The sequence below is a fragment of the Belliella marina genome (assembly GCF_042682445.1).
GTDB classification, from domain to species: Bacteria; Bacteroidota; Bacteroidia; order Cytophagales; family Cyclobacteriaceae; genus Belliella; species Belliella marina.
In genome coordinates, this window is sequence record NZ_JBHUHR010000031.1 from 174,103 (window position 1) to 199,444 (window position 25,342).

Below are 25,342 nucleotides of genomic sequence, written 5' to 3' on the forward strand. Positions count from 1 at the left end.
AAATAAAAATGAAATCATACGACAATTTGATCGAAGCTTTAACCGACCTAAATATGGAAGGATATTTGGAAGATTTTAACCTTAAGCAAAACTGCATTGAATGTAGAAATGGCGAATACAGGATATTTCATGATGAATTTATTATTGATAAGTTCTTTAGGTTCGAGGATGAAGACTCCAGTCCAGATAACTCCTCTATTTTGTTCGCAATTTCATCGGCAAAATATAAGCTAAAAGGAATTTTGATTAATTCTTTTGGTATTTATTCGAATGACATAACGGATGAAATGTTGAACAAACTTAAATTTAATAACTAATTGATTTATAGATGTATATGGATGTTCGGTCGTTTCTGTAAACTTTATGGAGCTCTAGATTTATGCTAAGGAAAAATGTAGATTTTAAAAAATGCAAAATTTGGTTTGGCTTATGTAGCTGTTTTAATGGGACCTAATGTGGGTTTGTTTCAACAGTGTCAACATCTATAGAAAATCAACTGTTTTGTGTCTCGGTTGTGAATCAAAGAATCAGAACAGTTAAAGCAACCAAGCATGCAAAAATACTCTTGATATTGACAGATAGTCTTAGTTAGAATTAATTTATAACCAAATGAAAACACCACTTAAATATATTAACAAAATAGGTATTTTGATTTTCTTTATTACGGCAATATTTGTCCAAAGCCATGCGCAATCCACAAAAGATTTTCACCCCATTATAGTAAAGAAGGGTTTTTTTAGCACAAAGTATTTCTATGATGACCAAACTATTGAAAGCCCATATGGATTGCAAATTCCCTTGATGCAATTGGATGACCCTAAAGTTACTAAGGATTACAATGTTTTTAAGAAAGCAGCGAAAACAGCAAAAATAGTTAATTTAATTTCTTCAGGATTTTCATTATATGTATTTTTCAATAGGGATAGAATGCCTGGAGGAACTTACTGGTCTGCTTTGGGTACAGCGGGGGCTGTTTCGGCATTCTTTAATATTAGATCAGGGATTTTCTTGGACAAAGCGGTAAAGAAGTATAACAACACGATATCAGGTCCGGAGTTTGGTTTTCAATATGACAAGCCTCACTTGGGAAATGGTATTTTAAAACTAGGAATTTCACAAAAATTTTAAGCGATTTAAGTAGGGACAAAGGGTTCCATTTATGAAACATGAAAAAATGAAAAAGCTCTCAATGATTGATCAGACTATTGGTCCTATAGTGCTAAAGGAAGTGGTTGAGTGGATTGATCTCCAATTGAAATAAAATATGCTCATGAAATCGTTTCGAAATTACTTAAACAGGTACGTTTCAAAGTTAGTATCAGATGAAGAGTTTGATACGATAATTAGCCATTTTACTTATAAAAAAATAGGTAGAAGGGATTATTTATTAGAGCAAGGAGAAATATCCAAACACCTGGCTTTCATACTGAAAGGTGCAATGCGTAAATATTATATTGACAACAAAGGCAAAGAGTATGTTGTAGACCTTTATATTGAGAATTGGTGGCCAGAAGATAGGGAGAGCTATGTGTTGGAGACACCTAGTGTATATAATATTGAAGCTTGGGAAAACTGTGAATTGCTTCTCATTACAAAAGAAGATACTGTTCAATTAAGCAAAAAGTGTCCGGTGTTTACTGAAATGCTCTTAAGGCTTGACGAGAGAAATAAAATCGCAACACAAAAAAGAATAACATCTACAATCAGTTCAGCTGCCAAAGATCGATATGATGATTTTGTGAAGTCTTATCCTGAGTTTTTGCAGCGATTTCCCCAACATATTATAGCCTCTTATCTAGGGATTACAAAAGACACATTAAGTAGGGTTCGCAAACAAGCTTTTAAAGGCTAAGCTTTTTATGTTTGACAGTTTTGTGGTTTGAAATTATAAAAAATGAAGACTTAACAGATTTACCTTTGTTTTAAGACTAAAAAACAGGGACGTGAGTAAAAAAAAACTAAATTTGGATTATCTTAACATTGTTAAATCACCGTTCCAATGAATTACTTCAAAATCATCGAAGAAGCGGAAGCTTGGGTAAGGGAATATTCAAAAACTCATCAAGATAAAGGATATTGTTTTCACGATATTACACATACAATGCAGGTGGTTAATGCCACAGAAGAGATAGCCAAGCATTATAAGCTTGAAAATGAGTCGTATTTTACTGTGATTATTGCTGCGTATTTTCATGATCTTGGATATTATACTGGTGGATCAGTTGATCACGAATTGCGTAGTGCAGCGATAGCACAAAAGTATTTGGAAGGAAAAAAAGTAGATTTATACACGATAAATGCTATCAAAAAGTGCATTTTATCCACCAAATTCCCACAATCCCCCTCAAACTTATTGGAAGAAATTGTTTGTGATGCAGACCTTTTCCATTTAGGTAATGATAATTTTTTGGAACGTGACCAATTAATGAAAATGGAAAAAGATGCAACTTGTGGTGGAAGCGACCCTACAGACGATTGGGCAAACAGTCTGATTGGATTAATGCAAAGCCATAGTTACCATACAGATTATGTACGTCAGCTTTTGGATGACTCCAAGCAAAGAAATATTGAATTACTAAAAAAAATGCAATCAAATAGCCTTGCTCAAGATTCCTCCGAGATAACTGGAAAAAAAGAGTCATTAGAAATCCAGCCTAAAAAAAAGAAAAAAAATAAAGAGAGACCCGATAGAGGCATAGAAACCATGTTCAGGGTTACAGCCACTAATAATCAAAGGTTGAGCGACATGGCTGACAACAAAGCCAACATTCTCCTCACCGTTAATTCGATCATCCTATCTGTCATTATTGCACTTCTTTTGCGCAAGCTTGACGAAAACGTAAACCTTACTATTCCAACAATTATCCTGCTTTTTGTCAGCTTATCAACGATGGTTGTTGCCATCTTAGCAACCCGACCTATTATTCCAAATGGTGAATTCACAGAAAAAGAGGTGGTAGATAAAAGTGTAAACCTCCTCTTCTTTGGTAATTTTTACAAAATGGATTTCAGCAAATACACCGAAAGTATGAAAATGGTAATGGAGGATAGGGACTTTCTTTATGGAACACTTACCAAAGATATCTATTCTCAAGGTGTGGCATTGGGAAGAAAGTATAAGCTATTGAGACTGGGCTACAATATTTTCATGTTTGGTTTGATTCTATCGGTCATAGCATTTACCATAGCTATCACGATTTCAAATTAAAAGCCATTGTGCATGGAAGCCCAAATCAAAATAAAGTACTTCTTCTTCCGGATAGATACGAAAATTATCTTGTCCGCTGCTTTCTTTTTTTTATTCTTTAAGACCCATGCACAAAATGAAATCATATCACGGGTTATTTTTATTGGGGATGCGGGTGAGATAAATCACCAACAGGAGACTATAATACCACAGGCTGCAAACATGGTTATTCCTGATAAAACGACAGTCATGTTTCTCGGTGACAATATCTACCCAAGAGGTATGGGATTGCCAGGAAGTGTGGAGGAAGCCGAAACAGTTAAAATTCTCGATTCCCAATTTAAACCCATGAGGGAAAAGGGTGCAACAGTCTACTTTATCCCCGGCAACCATGATTGGGATAGGATGGGAAGAAATGGTCTGGCTAAAATAAGAGCTCAAAGCAACTATCTTGAAAGCCAAAATGACCTATTGCTTCAGATGCTTCCCGGCAATGGCTGCCCAGATCCAGTTGATATGGTTCTTTCTGAAAATTTGGTCTTGATAGCATACGACAGTGAGTGGTGGCTATTTCCAAATGAAAAAAGCAGTGATGATTTGGAATGTGAGTGCTACACAGAAAAACAAGTCCTTGAAAGGCTTGAAGAGTTGGCTTATAACCATTCGGACAAAACAATTCTTCTTGCTGGCCATCATCCTTTTCGATCTTATGGTGTGCATGGCGGGTATTTTTCGCTGAAAGACCACCTTTTTCCACTTGCCTTGATAAATAAAGACCTCCATATTCCATTGCCGGGACTGGGGTCTCTCTATCCATTGCTACGAAAGACAGTCTTTCTGAATCCAGAAGACCTTCGACATCCCCAATACCAGAAAATGATTTCCAAGATAAGTTCAATTTTTGAAGAATACCCTAATGTCATCCACGTTTCGGGTCATGATCATGGACTCCAATTCATCAAGGAAGGCGATTTTATCCAGGTGGTGAGTGGTTCTGGATCAAAAAGAGAGCATATCAAGCAAGGTGAAAATGCTTTGTATTTGCACAAAGGACAAGGCTTTGTGGTAATCGACCAATTGGAAGATAAGAATATCCACGTAGCATATTATACTTATGAAGCAGATACAGTTAGCTTGGCTTATGAATACATTGTAAAGCACAGATCGATTCCACTGGATCCAAATGAACTGTATTCTGAAAATTCTAAAGTAGATAGCCTCCTGGTAATTGCCAATGGAGCATATGATCAGGTAGGGAGATTTCACCGCAAGCTTTTTGGAGAAAACTATCGCAAGGAGTGGGCTTCTGAGACAAAATTGCCAACGATCCAAGTATCGAAAATCCAAGGAGGCCTGAGACCCATCAAGCGGGGAGGAGGGATGCAGACTACTTCCCTGAGAATGGAAGACCCAACTGGTAAACAATGGGTTTTGAGAAGTGTAAACAAAAATTCAGATGCTTTATTGCCAGAGGAATTGCAAAATACTTTTGCTAGGTATTTTCTGGATGATGCCAACAGTGCACAGCACCCATACTCGGCCTTGATGGTTCCACCACTTGCTAATGCAGCTGGGGTCCCGCATACAAATCCTATTATTGGAATAGTGATGACAGATAGCCTATTGGGAGCATACAATGTCCAATTTGCAAATACACTCTGTCTTTTGGAAGAAAGAGAGCCTATGGGAAATTCCGACAATACCATAAAGATGCTCAGGAAGGTGAATCAGGATAATGATGAAGATATAAAAGCGAAAACATTTATACGGGCGAGGATGCTTGACCTCTTGATCAATGACTGGGATCGCCATGAAGACCAATGGAGATGGCGAGACATGAACGAAGAGCTTGAAAAGTCAGATAGAGATTATCTTCCTGTGCCCAGAGACAGAGATCAGGCGTTGAGGGTGATGCAAGGGTTTTTGCCTTATATGATGACTCGACCTGCATTTTTGCCTACCATCCAAAGCTTTGACCCAGAGATAGAAAGTGTCAAATACTCTTTGCTCAAATCTAGTTTCCTCAATTCCCATCCCAAATTCCAATTGTCCTATGAAGAGTGGATGGATTTGGTGAATGGCTTTGTAGAGTCTTTAAGTGATAGTGTTCTACTTGAAAGTGTTTCGAGATTACCCAAAACTTCACAAGAAATTCGGGGTGAACGGTTGTTTGAAATCTTACAAAAAAGGAGGGATTCACTACCGGTGGTCATGGAAGAATATTATAGATTTATCAACAGTATTGTAGATATTAAATTAAGTGATAAAAATGAACTTGTCTCAGTTGAAGAATTGGATGGAGGGGCATTGAATGTAAGTGTCAGAAAAATAAACAAACATGGAGAGGTAAGCCGGAAGCTGATGGAGAAAATCCATTATCCCGAACTGACAGATGAAGTTAGGATATATTTGGGATCTGGTAATGACAGCTTATATTATAAAGCAACAACTTCTCCAATCAAAGTAAAAATCATCGGTGAATCAGGGGAGAAGTATTATGACATCAAAGCAAATGCAGGAAAGGTACATGTCTATGACAAAGGGAGGCAGTCTTCATTTTCGGAATTATCAACAGGTTTCAGGAAGCATATATCAAATGACAGTAGCCATTTGAAATTTGAGCCTGTCAACCTATACAACACATGGCAACCATTGATCTCAGCAGATATAAATCCTGATGATGGCCTTTTGCTCGGATTCGGATTTAAATATACCCATCAAAGGGGCTTCAGAACCAAGCCATTTAACTATACCCAGCAATTTGTGGTCGCTAGAGCTTTCAATACTAATGCAACCAGAATAAAGTACCAAGGAATGTGGAAAGAAGCGGTAGGAAAAGCCGATGCGATCATCAATGCAAGACTTTTTATTCCCAATGCCCAAAACTATTTTGGACTTGGCAATGCATCATTGTATGACAGGAATACCAACCCCATGTTTTTTTATCGTGTGAGGTATAGTCTATATGAACTTGATCCAGCTTTGCACTGGCAGACTGGAAAGACGAGTTCGTTTAGACTGGGACCCGCTTTGCAATGGTACAGATATGATGAAGGTGAAAATGAAAACAGACGTGTAGCCCAACCTGGATCGATCAGTACCTATGATAGTTTGACATTGAATGACAACAAAGGGTTTGGAGGGATGAAAGTCAGTTTTCAAAAAGACAACAGAAACCATCATTTATTCCCAACCAGCGGAGGTTATTTTAGAAGTGAAGCAAAAGCATTTACCGGTTTGAATTCCAAATCCAGAAGTTTTGCACAGCTCAACGCAGAACTTGGCTTTTACATTCCGCTTGTAAACAGGGCTATCATTCTAGCAAATAGGATGGGGGGTGGCTTTACCTTGGGACAAACTACATTTTACCAATCACAGTTTTTGGGTAGCCATGATAATCTCAGGGGATTCCGCCAATTCCGATATGCCGGAGATCATTTGTTATACAATAATCTTGAACTCAGAATCAAAGCGAGGGATATCCGAGGATATATCCTTCCTGGCCAAATTGGAATGATTGCATTTTATGATGCAGGAAAAGTATGGGCAGATGTTGCCCAAAGCAACCGCATCCATCAGGGAGTGGGCGCAGGATTATATTATGCCCCTGCAAGAATGGCTGTATTGCAACTTATTGCCGGCTATTCCCGTGAAGGATGGTACCCCCATTTTAAGATGGGATTTTGGTTCTAAAGCTGGAGAATCCATAATTATCGATTTCCCAAAATTCAATCTAGATTTCAATAAGATGCAAACAAAAATACTTGATTTAGTTGACAAACATCAAATGGACTTTGATGGATTGGACAACAGGCTTTCTTTGGAAAAATTCATGGATTATCTGATTCTGTTGGGAAAGAACAAGAAAGCCAACAAGTATGGAGTATTTGGACACTTGTTGAACAAAATCAAGGATACAGAAACCAATTATGGACAGATAAACGAGCAAAACATAGAACATTACAGTGAGGTGCTCTACTTTATTTACAATCTATTAGTCCCCTTTCTTTTGAAGGAAGAGTCAACCATGTGGGGTTTGGCATCACCGGTATGTGGGAGGGTTTTTTATGGAACAGATGCATTTTATGGATTGGTCGAAAATAAAACCGACCATGATATAAAAACCCTCAATGATATTGACGGCTTTAGGCTTCAAATCCTTTACCAGCTTATTTTGGATCAACTGTACGGAATACCATCATACAAAGAATCCGAAACTTCGGCGTTTTCTGTATTGGATAATGAGACGGGATTGACAAAATACATTGGTATATCCATAGATAATTCCTATGTAAAGGTGATGCCAAAGGGGCCATTGCCTAAACTTGATCTGGATGCAATTATTGAGAACAATGCATTTGAAGTCGATTGGAAAATATTTCTTTCAATCCTACCTCTCGAGAATTTTAAATTTGAAGGGTTTTCTATAATCAGGCTAACGGATACCACATTATTACATGTAACTGAACGGCTCAACAATATTGCAATTGAGCGGGTGAATCTTGGGTTTCAGGTATTCAATGAAGAGTTGGAGAACCATCTAAAAACATTGACTGAGAATCCCAAATTAAAAGCCAACCTTATTCCTGCCCTAAAACTGAATGGGACACCGGTATTGGATTATTTGCTTGAACAGGAAAATAGTGTTTTTGGAAGGCTCCTTAGAGAATTTGGTTCTGATAAAGAATTAAAGCCGGCACTTATAGGATATTTTAATAATCCAAAAACAATCGTATACAATATGCCTGCAGTTTTTTCGAATTCAAAATCACCCTTTATAGAGAAAATTGCCGAATTGGGGGTGGGAAGCTTTTCGTGTGTACCTTTAACTCATCAAGGAAACATTGTTGGAGTTTTGGAGCTGTTTACAGAAAATTCAATTCTTGTCAGGGCGAGTGATATTTCCAAGCTGAAAAGCATAACGACCATTTTATCCCGTTTGGCGCATGATTGGAAAATTGATTTTGAAAACCAACTTGAAATCATCATAAAAGACAAGTTTACTCCTATACAGCCTTCAGTAGAGTGGAAGTTCTATGAAGTTGCTTGGAGCATTCTTCGAAATGGAAAGGTTAGTGACAATAAATTAGAGGATTTGAGGTTTAAGAATGTCCATCCATTTTATGGGTCTATAGATATTCGGGACAGTACAGTGTGGCGTAATAATGCTAATGTGGAAGATCACAAAATACTCTTGGATGTGCTGACACAAACGATTGATGATCTTTTGGAAATCCAGCCTTTAGATTTAGGTTTGATGGATTTAAAGAAAATTACACTTTCTTGGAAATCTTTGATTTCAACAGACAACATTGACTCTGTACAGGCAGAAATAGAAGAGTTTTTATTGAAAGATGTAAATCCATTGTTTGAAAAACTGCAAATGCAGAAAGGGGAATTGAGTGGTATAATAGGTTATTATAAAAAAGAAATGCTCCCTTATGGTAATTGTTACACCCATAGAAATGACTTTGAGAATGCAGTCAGAATAGTGAATAATACAATCCTTTCTGAACTTGAAGTTTTAAACAGGGATACCCAGGAGTACTACCCTTGCTATTTTGAAAAATTCAGATCTGACGGTGTAGAATATGACATATACATAGGTCAGACGATCACACCGAAAAGAAAACTTAGAAAAGAGTATATTGAACAAATTCAGTATTTGCAGCTAAAATCAATGGCCACAATAGTAAGGTCTCTTGAATCCATAAAAAAAGAACTTCCAATAGCGATACAAACAACCCAACTGCTTTTTTTGGGCAATACGAATATCGATATCAGTTATAGGATGGATGAAAGAAGATTTGATGTAGAAGGAACCTATAATACCAGATACCATATCATCAAAAAACGGATTGATAAGGTTCTTGTGAAAAATACGTCACAAAGACTAACGCAACCTGGAAAAATCGTGTTGGTATATATCCATGAAACTACCAGGGTTATCTATATGAACTATATTTCCAAGCTTCAAAAAGAAGGTGTTTTAAATGACGAGGTTGAGGTTTTGGAACTTCAAAAGCTTCAAGGGGTCTCGGGATTGAAAGCTCTGAGGGTGGGGGTTGTTTTGCCATAAAATATAAAGTTTTCTGTTGTATTATATGAATTTGATAAGGTAACTTCAGAAATCATTGATTCCATTTACCTTGAAAATGGCTATATCCGAATGCAAGTAGACGGATTTAGTCGTTAACTTTGATTTCAGCCAAACAAATTTTATGTGTTTGGCTTTTTTATTTAATATTTGACTCCAAAAGAAAGGTTGTTCTCAGACCATTGCCGCTTATTACTAATCATAACTTTTTTCAGATGCTATCCTAGGGATTGTCTTTGTTCAACATACGTTCAAAAGCCTCAATTTCATGGCCGTTGATGGTATACAGAACTGCTTGACAAAGATCCCAGTGTTTCTGGTTTTGTTGTATAATGAAATTTCTGCTTTATGTCGGACTCACTGAGTACCTTGGCATGCATGCTGAAATACATGCCAGCTTCAAACATGTCGTTCAAATCTTTTAAAAACATTTACTTTTCAAAAATAGCTTTTTCGAGTTTTGAAATAAAATAATGTGATTATCCGCTTTCTTACCAGCAACCATTTATAATATTTTATGAAGTACATTTCAATCAGCTGTGTGTAGACTGTTGACGAATTTCACATAAATATATATGAAATATTCACCTACTGGTGTCATTGCGGATAATCATATAGAATAATTCTTAAATATTAGAAATGTATAATTAATAAGAAAAAAGAATTCAATAAAAATGACTATAAGTAATTGGTTGTCAGTTGTATAAAAGAGTGGCACGCAATTAGTATTTCAAACAATCACTGAGGTTCAAAATTAGAGTAGATTATATAGAGTAGTCTTTAATAGATGCTCAATCATTCATAGTAGTTAAAGAAATACCGCAGTGATTGGATTTAATAATTCTCTTTAAGATAAAAATATTAGAATAAAATATCACCAATTATTTTCAAAAGAAATCACAATAAAATGAACACAATACTTCACAAAGCAGACACAAGGGGAGAGGCTAACTTTGGATGGCTGCACTCAAGACATTCATTCAGTTTTGCCAATTACTATAATCCGGAACGGCTGAATTTTGGGGTACTGCTTGTATTAAATGATGATTCAGTCTCAGGCAATATGGGTTTTGGTACACATCCACATAGTGATATGGAGATTATATCCATACCGCTTGAGGGTGATTTGAAACACAAAGATAATATGGGCAATGAAACAGTAATTAAATCAGGTGATATCCAGGTTATGAGTGCTGGAACTGGGGTGATGCATTCTGAGTACAATAACAACCCAGACCGCGTGGTCAAGTTTCTTCAGATATGGGTATTGCCCAATAAGAAAAAAGTAAAGCCCCGCTATCAGCAAATTACATTGAATGAAAATGATCGCAGAAACAAATTACAACAAATTGTTTCACCAAATCCCAACGATCCAGGAGTATGGATCCATCAAAATGCCTGGTTTAACATGGCAACTCTTGAAAGTGGAAAAGAGCTTTCATACCAGTTAAATGATCCGGGCAGCAATGGCGTGTATGTTTTTATACTCAAGGGGGGAATAACAATAAATGGAGAAGCCTTAACGAATAGGGATGGCTATGGTGTTTGGAACATAGATCAATTAATCATTAAGTCAGATTCTGAAACGGAACTGCTGTTGATTGAAGTTCCCATGAATTAAGCAGCAGGAAAGTATCAAACAACTATTTATAACAGTCTGAAAAGACATAAATCAATTTTAATGAAAAAATCCATTTTATTTATCGCACTGGGTTTGTTGAGCGTAACAATATTTGCCCAAAAGCCGAGTCCGGAATTATTGAGTCCAACCAACCATGCTTTGGTTATGATTGACCATGAAGGCCAAATGGCATTTGCAACAAACAGCATCTCAATGGAAGAATTGAGAAACAATGTAGCACTGGTGGTGGGAGCTTCCAACATATTCAACATACCGACTGTAATCACCACTGTGGCAGAAGAATCATTTAGCGGTCCTGTGTTTCCGGAGATTTTGGAAGCCTACCCGGATAAGTCGACCTATATAGACCGTACCACAATGAATACATGGGAAGATGTCAACGCCCACAAGGCCATCACAGGTAAAGGCAAAAAGAAATTGGTTATGGGTGGACTCTGGACCAGTGTATGTATCGTAGGTCCGGTATTGTCGGCAATCGATGAAGGATATGAAGTTTATGTAATTACCGATGCATCAGGCGATATTTCAAAGGAAGCACATGACCAGTCGGTTACCCGCATGGTTCAGGCAGGAGCGAAGCCTATTACATCTTTGCAATATCTTCTCGAATTACAAAGAGATTGGGCAAGACAAGAGACTTATAAGGATGTAAATGATTTGGTTGTAAAAAATGGCGGTGCATACGGATTAGGTGTTCAATATGCAAGGGAAATGTTGAAGCATTAGTATTCACACCCTCTGCTCCAATCGGGGGCAAGGTTATTATTCAAAGCAATGATGAAACAATCTATATTGACTTTAGCTATTTTTATGGCAATTGTTTCGTCTGCCGAGAATGAAGAAAGGAACGGCAATTTTAATGATCTGATTGTCCATTACGAAAAAACTGAATTAATGGACAATATTGGAAAAGTTTCAGAAGCCATCCCATCAAAAATAGAAAAGGTAAGTGGAACAGAGGTCTTTGCACCTATTTTTAAGGTGAAAAATGGAATTGCGATTAGCTTTAATGTATACAGTAGAAATTTAAATTCCTGTCTGAATGATACCAATCTTCATTTGGTAAGTTGGAATTCTTTTATGAATAAAGAAAGAATCTGGTAGTTCAGTTGATAATCAACCTTTAATAGCAGCAAGATGATGTCTTGACTTCAAATGAAATATTTGCCGGATAAAAGTTGTGTAACGTTATTATCTGTGTGAATCTTAAGTGTCGTTCAAAAATGGCCTGTTGAAAGTAATCCAAAAATGATACTGAGAAAGTTAGCTAAGTAAAACATGGATGTTGCAAAAAAAATTAGAAAAAATGGTAAAACGTGAAATTAACCCTTGGACCTGGCAAAACGAACGCAGTTATAATCAAGCAGTCGAAGTAAAAAATGTTACAGGTACACTTTATGTTTCTGGTCAGACAGCTATAAACGATGAAGGCATATCCAGTACTGCCGATATGAAAACTCAATTAGAACTGGCCATTGGCAATTTAGAACGGGTAGTAACAGAAGCTGGTTATGATTGTACAAATATTGTACGTCTCAATATTTATACAACTTCCACTGAAGATCTTTGGCCACATTTCAACATACTACAAAGCTGGGTGGAAAAACACAAAATGAAACAAGCCTTAACATTTCTAGAAGTGGTAAGGCTATTCGAAACCTTAACTGTTGAACTAGAAGCTACAGTGGTAAAATAAATAGCATCTTCTATTGGCCAATTCAATGTTGAACCCATTTGTATGGCCCTTGCTATACCAAATTCTTTCTTGGGGGTGATTTCCATTTGGTACAACCAAAAGAGTTAACGCTGGATTCAGCTGTTTAAAGCAGTAGGAAAAATGTATATTCGAAAGGAATTCAAGGAAGGGATTAATTACAAGTTTTACAAATATCAAATCTGATTATGGTGAAAATAGGAATTGCTGCGGACCATGCTGGTTTTCTTCAAAAGGAGATTCTAAAAAAAAGACTGGAAAAGGAAAACTTCCAAATAGTAGACTTTGGAGCTTATGAAGAGAATCCCGAAGATGATTATCCCGATGTTGTGTTTCCTCTGTCAAAAGAACTTTCGGAAGGGAGGATTCAGAAGGCGATTGCAATCTGTGGAAGCGGAGTAGGTGTATCAATAGCTGCCAACAAAATCAGAGGGGTTCGTGCTGCTTTAATTACAGAAACATACTCAGCACATCAAGGAGTGGAACATGACGATATGAACATGCTATGTATGGGAGCAAGGGTGATTGGTAGCGAACTGATTTGGGATATTACCTTAACCTTTCTGAAAGCTGAATTTATAGAAGAGGAACGCTTTCAAAGAAGGTTGAATAAAACAATTGCTTTAGAAAATATATAAAATAAATCTAGTTATGTCAAATTATGAATTTGGGATTGTTGGTCTAGGTGTAATGGGAAGGAATCTTCTGCTTAATATGGCAGATCATCATTTTAGTGTTGTAGGACTAGACTTGGATGCTGAAAAGGCATCAACCTTAGAGAAGGAAGCTTCAAGTGGACATTTGATTAAAGGTACCACGTCGCCAGAAGAATTCGTTACGCTCTTAAAAAAGCCAAGGGCAATAATGCTATTGGTGCCTGCCGGAAAACCTGTGGATTTGGTGATTGAATCAATAATGCCACTTTTGGAAGAAGGGGATATTATTGTTGATGGTGGGAATTCCTTTTTCACAGATACTGACAGAAGGGTGGCAGAACTTACAGAAAAAAACATTCATTATTTTGGAATGGGAATCTCAGGAGGTGAAAAGGGAGCTCGTTTTGGTCCCAGTATGATGCCAGGAGGACATCGTGAATCGTACGAGCGACTAAGACCAATATTTGAAGCAGTATCCGCTAAGGTCAATGGCGAACCCTGTGTCGCGTATCTTGGAAGGGGTTCAGCAGGAAATTATGTCAAAATGGTCCATAACGGTATTGAGTATGCAATCATGGCATTGATTTCCGAAACCTACGACCTTCTCCATAGAGGCTTTGGGTTTAAGGATGACAAGCTTCAGGAGGTTTTTGAATCTTGGAATAATTCGGACTTGCAATCTTTCCTAATGGAAATAACTTCCGAAATTTTCAAAAAAGAGGATAAGACAACCGGTCGACGATTGATTAACCTGATATCAGATGTAGCAAGGGCCAAGGGCACAGGGAAATGGACAGCACAAAACGCCATGAACATTCAGGTACCAGTACCATCCATTGATGCTGCAGTAACTATGCGGGATATTTCAAAGTACAAAATGGAAAGAATGGCAGCTTCCAAAGCCCTAATATGGAAGGACAACACTGAAAATGTTGGTGAGACTGAAATTGTCTCTATTCTAAAAGATGCCTTTTATTTCGCAATGTTGACTGTATATGCACAAGGTATGTCCCAGTTGTTTGTCGCATCAAAAGAGTATGATTATGGGCTAAATCTTGAAGAAGTAGTGAAAATATGGAGAGGTGGATGTATAATCCGCGCAGCTTGTTTGGATGACTTTATGCATGCCTACAGAAGAACTCCTAATTCATCGAATCTATTGTTAGATAAGCAGATAGCTTCCATTATGCAGAAGAATCAATCGGCAATACGTTCTACCATAAAAATAGCGGTAGACAAAGGTATACCGCTGGCCGTATTTATGTCCTCACTTAGTTATTTTGATGCTTTAAGGAGCGAAACTTTACCAACCAATTTAATCCAAGCCCAAAGAGATTATTTCGGTGCACATTTATATGAACGCATAGATATGGAGGGCTTTTTTCACACGAATTGGGATGAATAATCAGTCTGAGATAATAATATGAAAACGAAAACTGAAAAGAAAACAGAGCCTACCATCATTATAGTTTTTGGCGGTACTGGAGATTTGTCAAAAAGAAAACTGATACCTGCATTTTACAATTTGTTTTTGGATGGTTGGATGCCAGATAAATTAGCTATTTATGGCTTGGGTAGATCAGAAATGGATAATGAAAGTTTTCAGATAAAATTGTTTGATGGCTTATCCGAATTTTCACGAAGTGGAGTACCAGAACCTGAATCTTGGGAGAAATTTAAAAAAAACTTGAATTACCTACCTTCCAATATCAATGATCAAAAATCTTATAAAGAACTGTTGAATGAAATAGAGGAATTGGAAGAAGAATGGGGGCAGAGGGCAAACCGTCTTTATTATCTTTCTGTTGCACCCAAATTTATCGAAACTGTCTGCAGAAACCTAAAATCCTTTAAACTGGTTGATGATCAAAACAAAGACAGGATAATCATAGAAAAACCTTTTGGGTATGACAAAGATTCTGCAATCTCATTGAACAAAATGCTTCAGGAACTTTTCGATGAAGACCAGATATTTAGGATTGATCATTATTTAGGCAAAGAAACCGTCCAAAACATTTTGGCATTTCGATTTGCAAATACCTTATTCGAACCTCTGTGGAACCGTAATTATATAGATTATATACAGATCACAGTAGCTGAGGATGTAGGTATCGGGGATCGTGGAGGTTATTATGAGGGTGCTGGGGCTCTGAGGGATATGATTCAGAATCACCTACTTCAGATTCTTTGTATGATTGCTATGGAACCACCAGTGACTTTTGAAGCTGAAGAAATAAGAAATCGCAAGGTGGACGTTTTGAAAGCTATTCGCAGAATTCCTATCGAAGAAGTTCACAACTATGCAGTGAGAGGCCAATATGCTTCTGGATGGATAAAAGGCAAAGAAGTTTTGGGCTACAGGGACGAGAATGATACCAATAGGCATTCACAAACCGAAACATTTGCCGCCATTAAATTTTACATAGATAATTGGAGATGGCAAGATGTACCAGTATATCTAAGAACAGGCAAAAGAATGCAGGAAAAAACTTCATCTATAAATATCCAGTTTAGGCCAGTACCCCATATGACTTTCCCTACAAGCCATAGCGACAACCTTACACCTAACAGGCTGACAATAAACATTCAGCCACATATGGACATTAAGTTACGCTTCATGACAAAGAAAACGGGATTGGAGATGAATCTTAATTCCTCGGAGATGATTTTTAATTACGATAGTTGTTCTACCCAAAGCCCTGAGGCATATGAAACACTACTTCTAGATGCAATGCTAGGTGACACTACGCTGTTTATGAGGTCAGATCAAGTTGAAGAAGCTTGGGATGTGTTAAGTACAATTCAGCAGGCTTGGGAAAAAGGTGGTGAAGATTTCCCTAATTATGTAGCTGGTAGCTGGGGACCTGAAAAAGCCGAAGCTTTGATTGCAAGGCAGGGACATTTCTGGACTATGGATATAAAAAAGAATGATAAACAAAAATGAGGGATGCTTGAAAAATTTAATACCATAATCGAATTGAATGAACATGTAGCTGAACTGTTTATGCAGCTTGCTAACAAGTCAATAGCTGAAAAAAACCGTTTCACAATAGCTTTAACAGGAGGATCTTCTCCAAAAGAGCTTTACAAACTACTCACAACAGATAAATACAGGGATAAAATTGACTGGTCGAAGGTATTTGTCTTTTGGGGAGACGAAAGATGGGTTCCATTAGAAAGTAACCTAAGCAATGCAGGTGAGGCTTACAGGGATTTATTAAATCAAATCTCCATTCCAAATGACCAAATATTTCCCATGTATAAAGAAGGAGTAACCCCTGAAGAATATGCTAATACCTATGAATTGCTACTTAATGAACATTTGGAAGGAGGGAAGCATTTTGATTTAATACTATTGGGAATGGGGGAGGATGGCCATACCGCATCTTTGTTTCCGGGAGAAGCTGTTCTCGAAGTTAAGAATAAAAAAGTGGATGCGTACTTTTTGAAGTCCCAGCAAATGTATAGGATTACTTTGACAGCTCCACTCATCAATGAAGCCAAAAACATTATCTTCTTGGTCTTTGGGGAGAAAAAAATTGATGCTCTGTATCAGGTTTTGGAAGGGACAGGAAACTATCAAAAGTATCCATCAAAATTGATAAATCCCAAATCAGGAAATGTTTATTGGATGGTAGATGAATTGGTCGCATCAAAAATTGAAAGGTTTTAGCTTTTTGATTACAAAAGTTTTAAGAACCTTTTTTTATTAATTAACCAGTATAAAAAACTTAAATACTCGAAAATGAAAAAGATAAAATATAAAACCCTTGAAGTAAATGGTTTAAATATTGCCTTTCGTGAAGCTGGGGACACCAATAAGCCAACCATTGTGTTATTGCATGGTTACCCGTCATCTTCACATCAATATAGAAAAGTATTGAACCAGCTATCGGATGATTATCATCTCATTGCACCTGATTATCCTGGTTATGGAAATAGCGATTTCCCTTCTCCCGATGTGTATGAATATACTTTTGACAACATTGCGAATACTATGGATGCATTCTTAGAAAAGAAGAAAATAACATCTTATGCTTTAATGATTCAGGATTATGGCTCCCCAATTGGATTCAGAATAGCGACTAAGCATCCTGAAAGAGTAACCGCAATAATCAATCAAAATGGAAATGCATATGAAGAAGGGCTTGGAGCAGCCTGGGATTCAATTAGGGCATTTTGGGCAGACAGAAATGAAAATACTGAAGAAGCTTTGTTACCAGCTTTTACAATAGACGGTTTAAAATGGCAGTATACTCACGGAACAAGAGACCCTGAAAATGTAAATCCTGATACTTGGCATTTAGATTATCTAAGGATGTCCAGACCGAATGCCCATAAAGTTGTGGTATGATTACCAGAATAATCTGAAATTATACCCTCATTGGCATCAATATTTGAGAAAACATCAACCTCCGATGTTAATTGTATGGGGAAAAAATGATGAATACTTCCCCGAAAGCGGCGCAGAAGCTTTTAAGAAAGATGTCAAGAATATTGATTATAATATCTATGATACTGGACATTTTGCTTTGGAAGAAGATGGGGATGAAATCATAGAGAAAATCAGAGGCTTTATGGCTAAAGTTGGGAGTGTAAAGTGAACTGCAACAGTTGTAGTAGTTAGCTTGTTGATTGGTATGCTTTAGATTTGATTTAGCAGGTTATCCATACGTTAATATGATTGATATTTCTTTGCTTACCGATTTATGGTTTACCTTTCCCTTTGAATGCCCAGCCTTGCCATTTTAGCCTCTAAAGTAGTTGGTTTTACATCCAGCAATTCAGCTGCCCCACCTTTTCCACGGATACGGAAATTTGAGATTTTCAAAGCTTGTATGATATTATCCTTTTCAGCCTTGATATGGGGCTTTACAATTTGTGGGGAAGGGCTTTCACTCGCAGGCTGATCAGAAGTTGACGAAGACACAGGTATCAATGGCTCTACAAGTGAAATTTCTGGTGAGGTAGCCATAATTGCTGCGCGCTCAAGCAAATGTTCCAATTCACGTATGTTTCCAGGCCAGTGATAGTTAAGCATCTGCTGTTTCGAAGAGTCAGAAATTCCTGTTAAGTTTTTCCCAAGTTTCTTTGAGACCTTTTTCAGAAAATGTATAGCTAGTGGCATCAAGTCTTCGCTTCTTTCCCGTAAAGCAGGTATTTTAATAGGGAATACATTGAGCCTGTAGAACAAATCCGATCGGAATCGGCCGGCAGATATTTCTGCATGTAGGTTACGGTTGGTAGCAGCAATAATCCTTACATCTAAAGAAATCGGACCTTTGCCACCAACACGCTCAATTTCTCTTTCCTGCAATACTCTAAGCAATTTAGGCTGAAGTTCCAGTGGCAACTCACCAATTTCATCCAGAAAGATCGTCCCCCCATGTGCCAATTCAAACTTTCCTATACGTTTTTCAGTGGCTCCGGTAAAACTACCCTTCTCATGACCGAATAATTCGCTTTCAATAAGCTGAGGTGGCAAGGCTGCACAATTTACTTTAATCAACGCTTTGCCTTTACGGGAAGAACGGTTATGTACTGCCCTGGCAATTAGCTCTTTTCCTGTACCTGTTTCTCCCAGGATTAGCACTGTATAATCTGTGGGAGCCACTTGGCTGATACTTTTAAACACATTCACCAATGCAGAGCTTTCTCCGATTATCTCTTCAAAATTGGCGCTTGTTTTTACTTCCTCAAGTAGATATTTGTTTTCCTGATCCAACTGCTCACTCAGTCGCTGAATTTGGTCAAATGCCATCAATCGATCTACAGTCAATGTAAGAGAAGGCCTTAATCGTTCAAGTAAATGAAGATGTTCTTTCAGGTAGATATTAGGTTGGCGGCTGAAAAAACAAAGAAAGAAAGTGCCGTTTGTTGCTGTATTATGAGGCATAACCAAGTTAGATTGCAAGCTGAAAGTTTCGGCAATCAACTTTTTGAGAGGGTCACGGTGACATACTTCCTCAAACTCATCTCCATTGAGAATAACTTCTGTCGAATCAGGTATCTTTTCCCGCAATGCCTGGTACTTTTCTGTCGTTAGACCGGTCATCTGTAGAAAATTTTCTGTCCAGATAGTCTGATACTCATCTTTACCTAGACGGAAGAAACTGCAGGAGCGATAGGCATCAACAAACTGGTCTTTTTCCAAGCCGATAATAAAATAATCAAATGGAATGTAGGGCTGGAAAAGCCTGGCCACCTTCAACAATCGTTGCTCCCAAGGGGCATTTCCAGAAAGTGCATCCGTCAAAGCAATTTGAAGCGCTTGTTCTTGCCTTATTCGTACTTCAATACTATGTGCATGCCGGTAATGTGCAATTTCCAAAGCAACCAGTACATCTTTTTCCCGGAAAGGCTTTATGATAAATCCATATGGTTGGGTGGTCTTGACTTCTTCGAGAATACTTGAATTTGTATTGGCAGACACATAGACGAACGGAATATTATCTTCTCCCAGTATCTTGGCTAGGTCAATACCTGTTTGCTCACCCTTGAGGAGAATATCAAGTAACACCAGATCTGGCTTTTGCTGATTTTTGAGTTCAATGGCTTTTGCTACCGTAAATGCAATGCCGCTAACCCGGTAGCCAGCTTTCTCGAGAATCTGCCTTAAGTCATTGGCAACCGCAAATTCGTCTTCCACTATTAAGATGGTTTGTTGTGAAAGCTGTATCTGGTTTGTGGTGTTAATTGACATAACCTACTTTATTTTTAATGTAATCTATTTTCTCTTCAATAAATATTAGACGTATCTTCATCCCCGGCCCACTTTTTATATTTAACTCTGCACCAAGTTGGTCACTAAAACCATGGATTAGTGTCATTCCCAATGATCTGCTTTTGGAAGGATCATACCCTTTAGGTAAACCTACTCCATCATCTTCAACCTTTAATTCATAGCTTGTGTCAGTTTTTTGAAGCAAACTTATATGTACCTCACCGGAGCGTTCTGCAGGAAAAGCATACTTGAATGCATTCGTAATGGCTTCATTGATTATTAAACCTAATGGAACAGCCATATTTACATCCAATTCTATGTGTCCGATAGACAGCTTGAAACTTACCTTCTGGGAAAGATCATAGGAGTCTCGGAGGTAAGCCACTAATTCTTCGATATAGGTTTTCATTGGGATGCGGGCGACTCCTTCTGCCTGATATAGCTTTTGATGTATTAGTGCCATAGCATGTACCCTGTTCTGGCTATCCTGGATTGCAGACAGTGCAACTTTATCTTGCAAGGATGCTACTTGGGAATTGAGTAGACTCATGACAATCTGCAAATTGTTTTTCACCCGATGGTGGATCTCTTTAAGTAATCGTTCTTTCTCCACCAAAAGCTGTTTTAGTGCCTGATTCTTTTCCTGAATCTGCTGCTGTTGCTCCTGAAGTGTGGCCTGCTGGGCTTGTAGCAGTTTATTGCTTTGTTGTTTTAGCCTGTAACGGTTGTAAATTACTCCCAGCAATAAAAGCAGCAGAATAGCCCCCCCGATGATTCCATTTCGTATGAGTCTCTCTTTTTTTATTTGCTCTTGTTGAAGTTGCTTTTCCTGTGTTAGGGTAGTAATGTTTTGTTCTTTGAGTTTTAAATCCTGCTCCTTCTTTTCGGTTTCGTACAACACCTCCAGGCTGGCGACCTGGCGGTTTTTGGTTTCATTCATTAGTGAATCTTGCAGAAGCTTATATTGTTGATAATGACGTATTGCCGAAGGATAGTTGGCCTGCATGGAATCGAGCTTGAACCTGTAAAATTGAACATCGACTTGCCCTCGCAGATAATTTGTAACTCTGCAGAATTCTTCAAATTCAACAGCGTATTTTTGAGCGAGTTCGTACTGTTTACTCTCCACAAGAAAACGCAGTATATTATGGTGCTTAATCTTCTGAATACTCTCATACTTGCCCAATCTCTCAGAAAGATTGAGTAACTGCTTGTAATATGGTTGGGCAAGATTGTATTGTTTTAGTCGGGTGTAACTTTCTAATAAGCGGGAAGCTGTTTCTATACTGTCATTCTTGTTTTGGGGTGGATACTGCTTGATTGTACTGAGGAGTAATTGTGCAGATACTTCTGGTTGGCCAAGTTTGACGAGGATATTCGCTATGTTGTATGTCACAATCATGATAGAAGGCTGGTAATCGTGATTTTGGGCAACACGCAACGATTTTTCAAAATAAATGTGTGCTTTTTGGAATTGATTTAAGTAAAAATAAGTCAATCCAACTCGGTTGTAAATGGTACACAACTGCAGCGAAGTATCATTCACCAATTCAGCCGTCTCGACCGCCAGCAGTCCATATTTAAGCGCTTCTTGATAATCGCTTAAATCACAAGAAACGGTTCCTAATAAATCATATACACCCTGTAGAGGCTGATGGTTAATAGATTGGTACAAGGAAAGTGCCTTTTTGAGTTCGAGCAAGGCCTGAGCTGAGCTTCCTTGTAAATAGTACAAATCACCTAAGTCCTTTCCTAGGTCGGCTTGACTTTTAGTAATGCTCGCTTGGCCATAAGCTTGTTTTGCTAATTGAAAATACTTGATTTTCTCTTTTAGTTCCTCACCGTAGTTAGCGTAGGATTTGCCCATCTCCAGATAAGCGTCAGCTGCTTGTTGAAAGTGTCCATTGTTTACAGAAAGTTCAATACTCTTTTGCCCTTGCTTTCTGGCATCTTCTAGGTCACCTTTCTGCCTAAAAACATTGGCTAGCAACATAGAACTGGTTGCTTCTGCTTGGGTGTCTCCATGTTTATAGCTTAGGTCTATGGCTTTCTGCTGGTAATCAATAGCTAAATTGAAATTTTTTAATTCCAAATAGATAGAGCCAAAAAGGTTGAGGCTTTGGGTTTCCAATTGATAATTGTCTAATTTATTACTCAATGCCTGAGCCTGCTTGGCAAAATTGAGAGCAGAATCCAGATCCTCTTTAAACTCACCTGGTTTGTAAAGCTGGTACTCCCCAAGACTTAGCAAAATTTTCACCTTATTGGTATCAGGTTTATTTTGAGAAAGAGATCTCAAAAGACTATCTGATTCACTTTGTGTAATCTGCATTGAATACAGACTATATGGAAATAGCAAAAACATGCATAAATGCAAAAGAATGCGGTGGCTTTGACTCATATCAAGAATATTTAGCAATCAGGAGACCAAAAGCAAAAAAACAATAAGCATGTCTGAAAATTCCGGAAGAATGAAAACACATATGGGTAAATTTAATCTACCCTAATTCCTCTTGGCTTTAATGATGCCCTGTTCATACAATCTATTTTTTAACATAGCATTAAACATCTGGTCAATGTTTATCAATGAAATATCATTTACCTTTCAGTAGAAATTTGATTATTCTTTTACTTTGGAATCTGGTGTTTTGTAAAGATAAAAATCTACGGTCATTTTTTTCTAAAACATTTGCTTAAATTTCACAGGCAACTGTTTCATAGCCATTTTCTTACAGATATCCATTTGAATGGGGTTTTCTCCAAAAAACTCTAAAATAATGGAGTCAAAGAGAACTGATTCTAAATATGAAAACAAATTGACGTTAGATAATACATTTGTTATGAAGTTGTTAAAAGTATCATCCTATGATATGTCGATTTTCTGGTAGTTTGGCACTTTTTTTTATAAGCCTATATAGACAGAGATGATGTTGGTTTCAATTGAGCCTGTTTTAGTCTTCAAAGAAAAGGCATTTGGTATTTCATTATTTTACATCTAAAGAAAAGTTTATGTCTCAAAAATTTTGGTTATTCGGAACTCAATTGCATATCCTTGCCGACGAGCATCATACAGATTCAGCTTACGACCTGATAGAAGGACAATTTCCTGCAAACATAGAAACTCCTTTGCACATGCATACAAAATATACAGAACAGATTTATGTGTTGGAAGGGGAATTTACCATCTATCTGAACAAGGAAGAAATTACGCTCACCCCAGGTGAACATCTTTTTATCCTCCCCAATACACCCCATGTTGTAGGGGCTTCTGGAAAAAAAGTAAACAGAGCTCTCACCATTGCCACTCCAAGTGGATTTGCCAAATTGATCAAGGCGGTAGGGATACCTGGTTCAGATCCAACCCAAAAACCATCAAAACCAAACGACATGGGCTTGTTTATAGAACTTTCCAAGGAAACTGGTGATGTGATTTTAGGTTCTCCCGGAGCTAGACCTTAGTGAGCTTTATTCAATCATTGAACTTCAAATTGATTCGGAACTCTATAGGACAAATTGTTCCTATTGAAAAGTTTTTATATAGGTTTTCACTTACTCACAAATAGAACATCAAAATCCAGAAGAATTCATTGACCTAAGATTGTTCCCGCGTCACCAACCTCCAACTCCATAGAGGTTAATGTTAAAAATCTCCATGCCTTTGGAGTCTATGCAAACTAGGAAAAAACCTGATCTCAATTTGGATTTTTTGAAAACTGCCTTCAAAGTGTTTAAATGGGGTTTTTAAGGCTTTATAAATTGTTTTTCAATGTTGGTACAACACTTGGAAAAGATTAATTGACAAACCGCTTTCAAAAAAATGCACATGATTATGGAAGGATTTAGAGATTTAAAGGAATTGGTTATTGATAAATTGCCATTTGAAGTGTTATGGTTAAACTCCAAAGGTAAAGTTGTTTTTGCCAATGAAATGTTTTGTCAAGCAATGGGATATACAAAGAAAGAAGTATCAAAACTTTCGATCTCAGATATTAATGTTACGGTGACTCCAGAAAGCTGGAAAAACCATTGGGAGGAAGTTGTCACAAAAGGCACCATTAATTTTCCGGTTACCCACAAAACAAAAAATGGAAAATTTTATAATCTAGAAGTTTATGCCCAATGTTTCTCATTTAATGGAATGAAGATTATATGTGCTATTCTTAAGGAGACCTCTGAGTCTAATTTCTATAAAAACTTAATTGATTATACAAGGGTAATAGGCAGTATGGGAGGCTGGGAGCTAAACTTACAAGATGGGTCCATTTTTGCTACGGATTGCACTTTAAATATTTTCAATACCAAAAATAAAGAAGATTTAATCCCTCAAAAAATTGCACATATATTTCAAAATGTAAGTAGGTTCAAATCCTTGATTGATCAATTGATAAAAGAAGGGGTTGCTTTTGATGAAATATTTGAAACCAGGGATTCACCGACAAGATATATCAGAGCTATTACAAAGCCTATTCTTAAAGGGGGTAAGATTTTTAAAGTATCGGGAGTCTATCAGGATGTTACAGAGGTAAAAGAAAGGGATAATAACTTAACACTTTATAAAACCATTATCGATAATGCCCAAGATCTTATTTATGTATACAATGATAAAGCAGACCTGCTGCATTACAGTGAGTCATTGATCGATAAATTAGGTTATTCAAAATCAGAGCTTGACAATTCTAATATGTTTGTGTTGGATCCATTTATAACACAGGAGTTTTGGGAGTTTCATTTCGATGAGCTTAGGAAAAAGGGGATTCATCGATTTGAATGGCTGACTTCCAGAAAGGATGGGACAAAATTCCCGGTTGATATAACAGCAAGTCATTTAAGGTACAACGGTGTCGATTACAGTTGTGCTGTAGTAAGGGATATTTCAGTGAAGAAAAAACGTGATTTGGAATTGCGCGAAGCATTGGAAGAAATCAAGTCCTTGAAAGATCGGCTGGAAGTCGAAAATGAGTATTTACAGGAAGAAATCAGTGGAAAAATCAACTTCAACAACATTATTTACACCAGTGATTCTTATAAAAAGGTACTGACCAAGATAGATCAGGTAGCTTATACTGACACCACTGTACTCATTACAGGTGAATCTGGGACAGGTAAGGAATTGCTGGCGAGTGCCATACACAGTAATAGTAAAAGAAAAAATCGCCCTTTGATTAAAATAAACTGTGCTACATTACCCAAGGAACTTATTGAGAGCGAATTGTTTGGGCATAAAAAAGGTGCTTTTACCGGAGCTGTGACCAATAAAATGGGTAAATTTACACTTGCAGATGGGGGGACAATTTTTTTGGATGAAATAGGCGAGATGCCAAT

The 25,342-nt window shown here is 37.4% G+C and carries 20 protein-coding genes; 18 read left to right on the plus strand and 2 right to left on the minus strand.

Annotated features, from left to right (window positions below; genetic code table 11):
• The first annotated feature begins 8 nt into the window (after positions 1-8).
• From ACFSKL_RS11360 to ACFSKL_RS11435, 16 genes are all read left to right on the plus strand, one after another.
• Positions 9-317: a phosphoribosylpyrophosphate synthetase gene (locus ACFSKL_RS11360; protein ID WP_376886350.1), complete on the plus strand. Its 309-nt coding sequence runs from the start codon at positions 9-11 to the stop codon at positions 315-317.
• A 292-nt stretch (positions 318-609) separates the two neighbouring features.
• Positions 610-1,128 carry a hypothetical protein gene (locus tag ACFSKL_RS11365; RefSeq protein ID WP_376886351.1) on the plus strand — a complete coding sequence of 173 codons (519 nt, stop codon included), beginning with the start codon at positions 610-612 and terminating at the stop codon, positions 1,126-1,128.
• 142 nt (positions 1,129-1,270) lie between these two features.
• Entirely contained in the window at positions 1,271-1,852 is a 582-nt protein-coding gene (locus ACFSKL_RS11370; protein WP_376886352.1) for a Crp/Fnr family transcriptional regulator, read from the plus strand.
• A 147-nt stretch (positions 1,853-1,999) separates the two neighbouring features.
• Entirely contained in the window at positions 2,000-3,208 is a 1,209-nt protein-coding gene (locus ACFSKL_RS11375) for a Pycsar system effector family protein (RefSeq protein WP_376886353.1), read from the plus strand.
• 12 nt (positions 3,209-3,220) lie between these two features.
• Positions 3,221-6,880, plus strand: coding sequence for a BamA/TamA family outer membrane protein (locus ACFSKL_RS11380; protein ID WP_376886354.1), 3,660 nt, complete (start codon positions 3,221-3,223; stop codon positions 6,878-6,880).
• A gap of 55 nt (positions 6,881-6,935) precedes the next feature.
• Positions 6,936-9,266, plus strand: coding sequence for a hypothetical protein (locus ACFSKL_RS11385; RefSeq protein WP_376886355.1), 2,331 nt, complete (start codon positions 6,936-6,938; stop codon positions 9,264-9,266).
• Positions 9,267-10,191: 925 nt separating this feature from the next.
• Entirely contained in the window at positions 10,192-10,905 is a 714-nt protein-coding gene (locus tag ACFSKL_RS11390) for a pirin family protein (protein ID WP_376886356.1), read from the plus strand.
• Between the two features lie 60 nt (positions 10,906-10,965).
• Positions 10,966-11,652: a hydrolase gene (locus tag ACFSKL_RS11395; protein WP_376886357.1), complete on the plus strand. Its 687-nt coding sequence runs from the start codon at positions 10,966-10,968 to the stop codon at positions 11,650-11,652.
• Between the two features lie 48 nt (positions 11,653-11,700).
• On the plus strand, positions 11,701-12,030 hold the full coding sequence (locus ACFSKL_RS11400) for a hypothetical protein (protein ID WP_376886358.1): 330 nt from the start codon (positions 11,701-11,703) through the stop codon (positions 12,028-12,030).
• A gap of 178 nt (positions 12,031-12,208) precedes the next feature.
• Positions 12,209-12,622: a RidA family protein gene (locus ACFSKL_RS11405; RefSeq protein WP_376886359.1), complete on the plus strand. Its 414-nt coding sequence runs from the start codon at positions 12,209-12,211 to the stop codon at positions 12,620-12,622.
• 206 nt (positions 12,623-12,828) lie between these two features.
• Entirely contained in the window at positions 12,829-13,278 is a 450-nt protein-coding gene (locus tag ACFSKL_RS11410) for an RpiB/LacA/LacB family sugar-phosphate isomerase (RefSeq protein WP_376886360.1), read from the plus strand.
• Between the two features lie 13 nt (positions 13,279-13,291).
• A complete protein-coding gene (gene gndA, locus ACFSKL_RS11415; protein ID WP_376886361.1) occupies positions 13,292-14,701 on the plus strand; it encodes an NADP-dependent phosphogluconate dehydrogenase in 1,410 nt (469 codons plus the stop codon).
• An 18-nt stretch (positions 14,702-14,719) separates the two neighbouring features.
• The gene (gene zwf, locus ACFSKL_RS11420) at positions 14,720-16,240 is read left to right on the plus strand and encodes a glucose-6-phosphate dehydrogenase (protein ID WP_376886362.1); all 1,521 of its coding nucleotides are present in this window, start codon (positions 14,720-14,722) and stop codon (positions 16,238-16,240) included.
• A gap of 3 nt (positions 16,241-16,243) precedes the next feature.
• A complete protein-coding gene (pgl, locus tag ACFSKL_RS11425; protein WP_376886363.1) occupies positions 16,244-16,969 on the plus strand; it encodes a 6-phosphogluconolactonase in 726 nt (241 codons plus the stop codon).
• Positions 16,970-17,041: 72 nt separating this feature from the next.
• On the plus strand, positions 17,042-17,650 hold the full coding sequence (locus ACFSKL_RS11430; RefSeq protein ID WP_376886364.1) for an alpha/beta fold hydrolase: 609 nt from the start codon (positions 17,042-17,044) through the stop codon (positions 17,648-17,650).
• Between the two features lie 64 nt (positions 17,651-17,714).
• Positions 17,715-17,900: an alpha/beta fold hydrolase gene (locus ACFSKL_RS11435; RefSeq protein ID WP_376886365.1), complete on the plus strand. Its 186-nt coding sequence runs from the start codon at positions 17,715-17,717 to the stop codon at positions 17,898-17,900.
• Between the two features lie 110 nt (positions 17,901-18,010).
• Here ACFSKL_RS11435 and ACFSKL_RS11440 read toward each other — a convergent pair whose 3' ends face one another.
• Both ACFSKL_RS11440 and ACFSKL_RS11445 read right to left on the minus strand, forming a co-directional pair.
• Positions 18,011-19,999 (minus strand): sigma 54-interacting transcriptional regulator, encoded by a 1,989-nt coding sequence (locus ACFSKL_RS11440; RefSeq protein WP_376886367.1) that lies wholly within the window; start codon positions 19,997-19,999, stop codon positions 18,011-18,013.
• Positions 19,989-22,421 (minus strand): tetratricopeptide repeat protein, encoded by a 2,433-nt coding sequence (locus ACFSKL_RS11445; protein WP_376886368.1) that lies wholly within the window; start codon positions 22,419-22,421, stop codon positions 19,989-19,991. Before ACFSKL_RS11445 ends, ACFSKL_RS11440 begins: the two co-directional genes overlap by 11 nt.
• Positions 22,422-23,029: 608 nt before the next feature.
• Between ACFSKL_RS11445 and ACFSKL_RS11450 the strand changes: the two genes are divergently transcribed.
• Positions 23,030-23,479: a cupin domain-containing protein gene (locus ACFSKL_RS11450; protein WP_376886369.1), complete on the plus strand. Its 450-nt coding sequence runs from the start codon at positions 23,030-23,032 to the stop codon at positions 23,477-23,479.
• Between the two features lie 370 nt (positions 23,480-23,849).
• The coding region (locus ACFSKL_RS11455; protein ID WP_376886370.1) for a sigma 54-interacting transcriptional regulator at positions 23,850-25,342 on the plus strand (1,493 nt) is incomplete at its 3' end.

Excerpts from the sequence above, each read along its gene's own strand:
- ACFSKL_RS11360 (WP_376886350.1), top strand. The coding sequence starts at position 9 with ATGAAATCATACGACAATTTGATCGAAGCTTTAACCGACCTAAATATG.
- ACFSKL_RS11365 (WP_376886351.1), top strand. The coding sequence starts at position 610 with ATGAAAACACCACTTAAATATATTAACAAAATAGGTATTTTGATTTTC.
- ACFSKL_RS11370 (WP_376886352.1), top strand. The coding sequence starts at position 1,271 with ATGAAATCGTTTCGAAATTACTTAAACAGGTACGTTTCAAAGTTAGTA.
- ACFSKL_RS11375 (WP_376886353.1), top strand. The coding sequence starts at position 2,000 with ATGAATTACTTCAAAATCATCGAAGAAGCGGAAGCTTGGGTAAGGGAA.
- ACFSKL_RS11380 (WP_376886354.1), top strand. The coding sequence starts at position 3,221 with ATGGAAGCCCAAATCAAAATAAAGTACTTCTTCTTCCGGATAGATACG.
- ACFSKL_RS11385 (WP_376886355.1), top strand. The coding sequence starts at position 6,936 with ATGCAAACAAAAATACTTGATTTAGTTGACAAACATCAAATGGACTTT.
- ACFSKL_RS11390 (WP_376886356.1), top strand. The coding sequence starts at position 10,192 with ATGAACACAATACTTCACAAAGCAGACACAAGGGGAGAGGCTAACTTT.
- ACFSKL_RS11395 (WP_376886357.1), top strand. The coding sequence starts at position 10,966 with ATGAAAAAATCCATTTTATTTATCGCACTGGGTTTGTTGAGCGTAACA.
- ACFSKL_RS11400 (WP_376886358.1), top strand. The coding sequence starts at position 11,701 with ATGATGAAACAATCTATATTGACTTTAGCTATTTTTATGGCAATTGTT.
- ACFSKL_RS11405 (WP_376886359.1), top strand. The coding sequence starts at position 12,209 with ATGTTGCAAAAAAAATTAGAAAAAATGGTAAAACGTGAAATTAACCCT.
- ACFSKL_RS11410 (WP_376886360.1), top strand. The coding sequence starts at position 12,829 with ATGGTGAAAATAGGAATTGCTGCGGACCATGCTGGTTTTCTTCAAAAG.
- gndA (WP_376886361.1), top strand. The coding sequence starts at position 13,292 with ATGTCAAATTATGAATTTGGGATTGTTGGTCTAGGTGTAATGGGAAGG.
- zwf (WP_376886362.1), top strand. The coding sequence starts at position 14,720 with ATGAAAACGAAAACTGAAAAGAAAACAGAGCCTACCATCATTATAGTT.
- pgl (WP_376886363.1), top strand. The coding sequence starts at position 16,244 with ATGCTTGAAAAATTTAATACCATAATCGAATTGAATGAACATGTAGCT.
- ACFSKL_RS11430 (WP_376886364.1), top strand. The coding sequence starts at position 17,042 with ATGAAAAAGATAAAATATAAAACCCTTGAAGTAAATGGTTTAAATATT.
- ACFSKL_RS11435 (WP_376886365.1), top strand. The coding sequence starts at position 17,715 with ATGTTAATTGTATGGGGAAAAAATGATGAATACTTCCCCGAAAGCGGC.
- ACFSKL_RS11440 (WP_376886367.1), bottom strand. The coding sequence starts at position 19,999 with ATGTCAATTAACACCACAAACCAGATACAGCTTTCACAACAAACCATC.
- ACFSKL_RS11445 (WP_376886368.1), bottom strand. The coding sequence starts at position 22,421 with ATGAGTCAAAGCCACCGCATTCTTTTGCATTTATGCATGTTTTTGCTA.
- ACFSKL_RS11450 (WP_376886369.1), top strand. The coding sequence starts at position 23,030 with ATGTCTCAAAAATTTTGGTTATTCGGAACTCAATTGCATATCCTTGCC.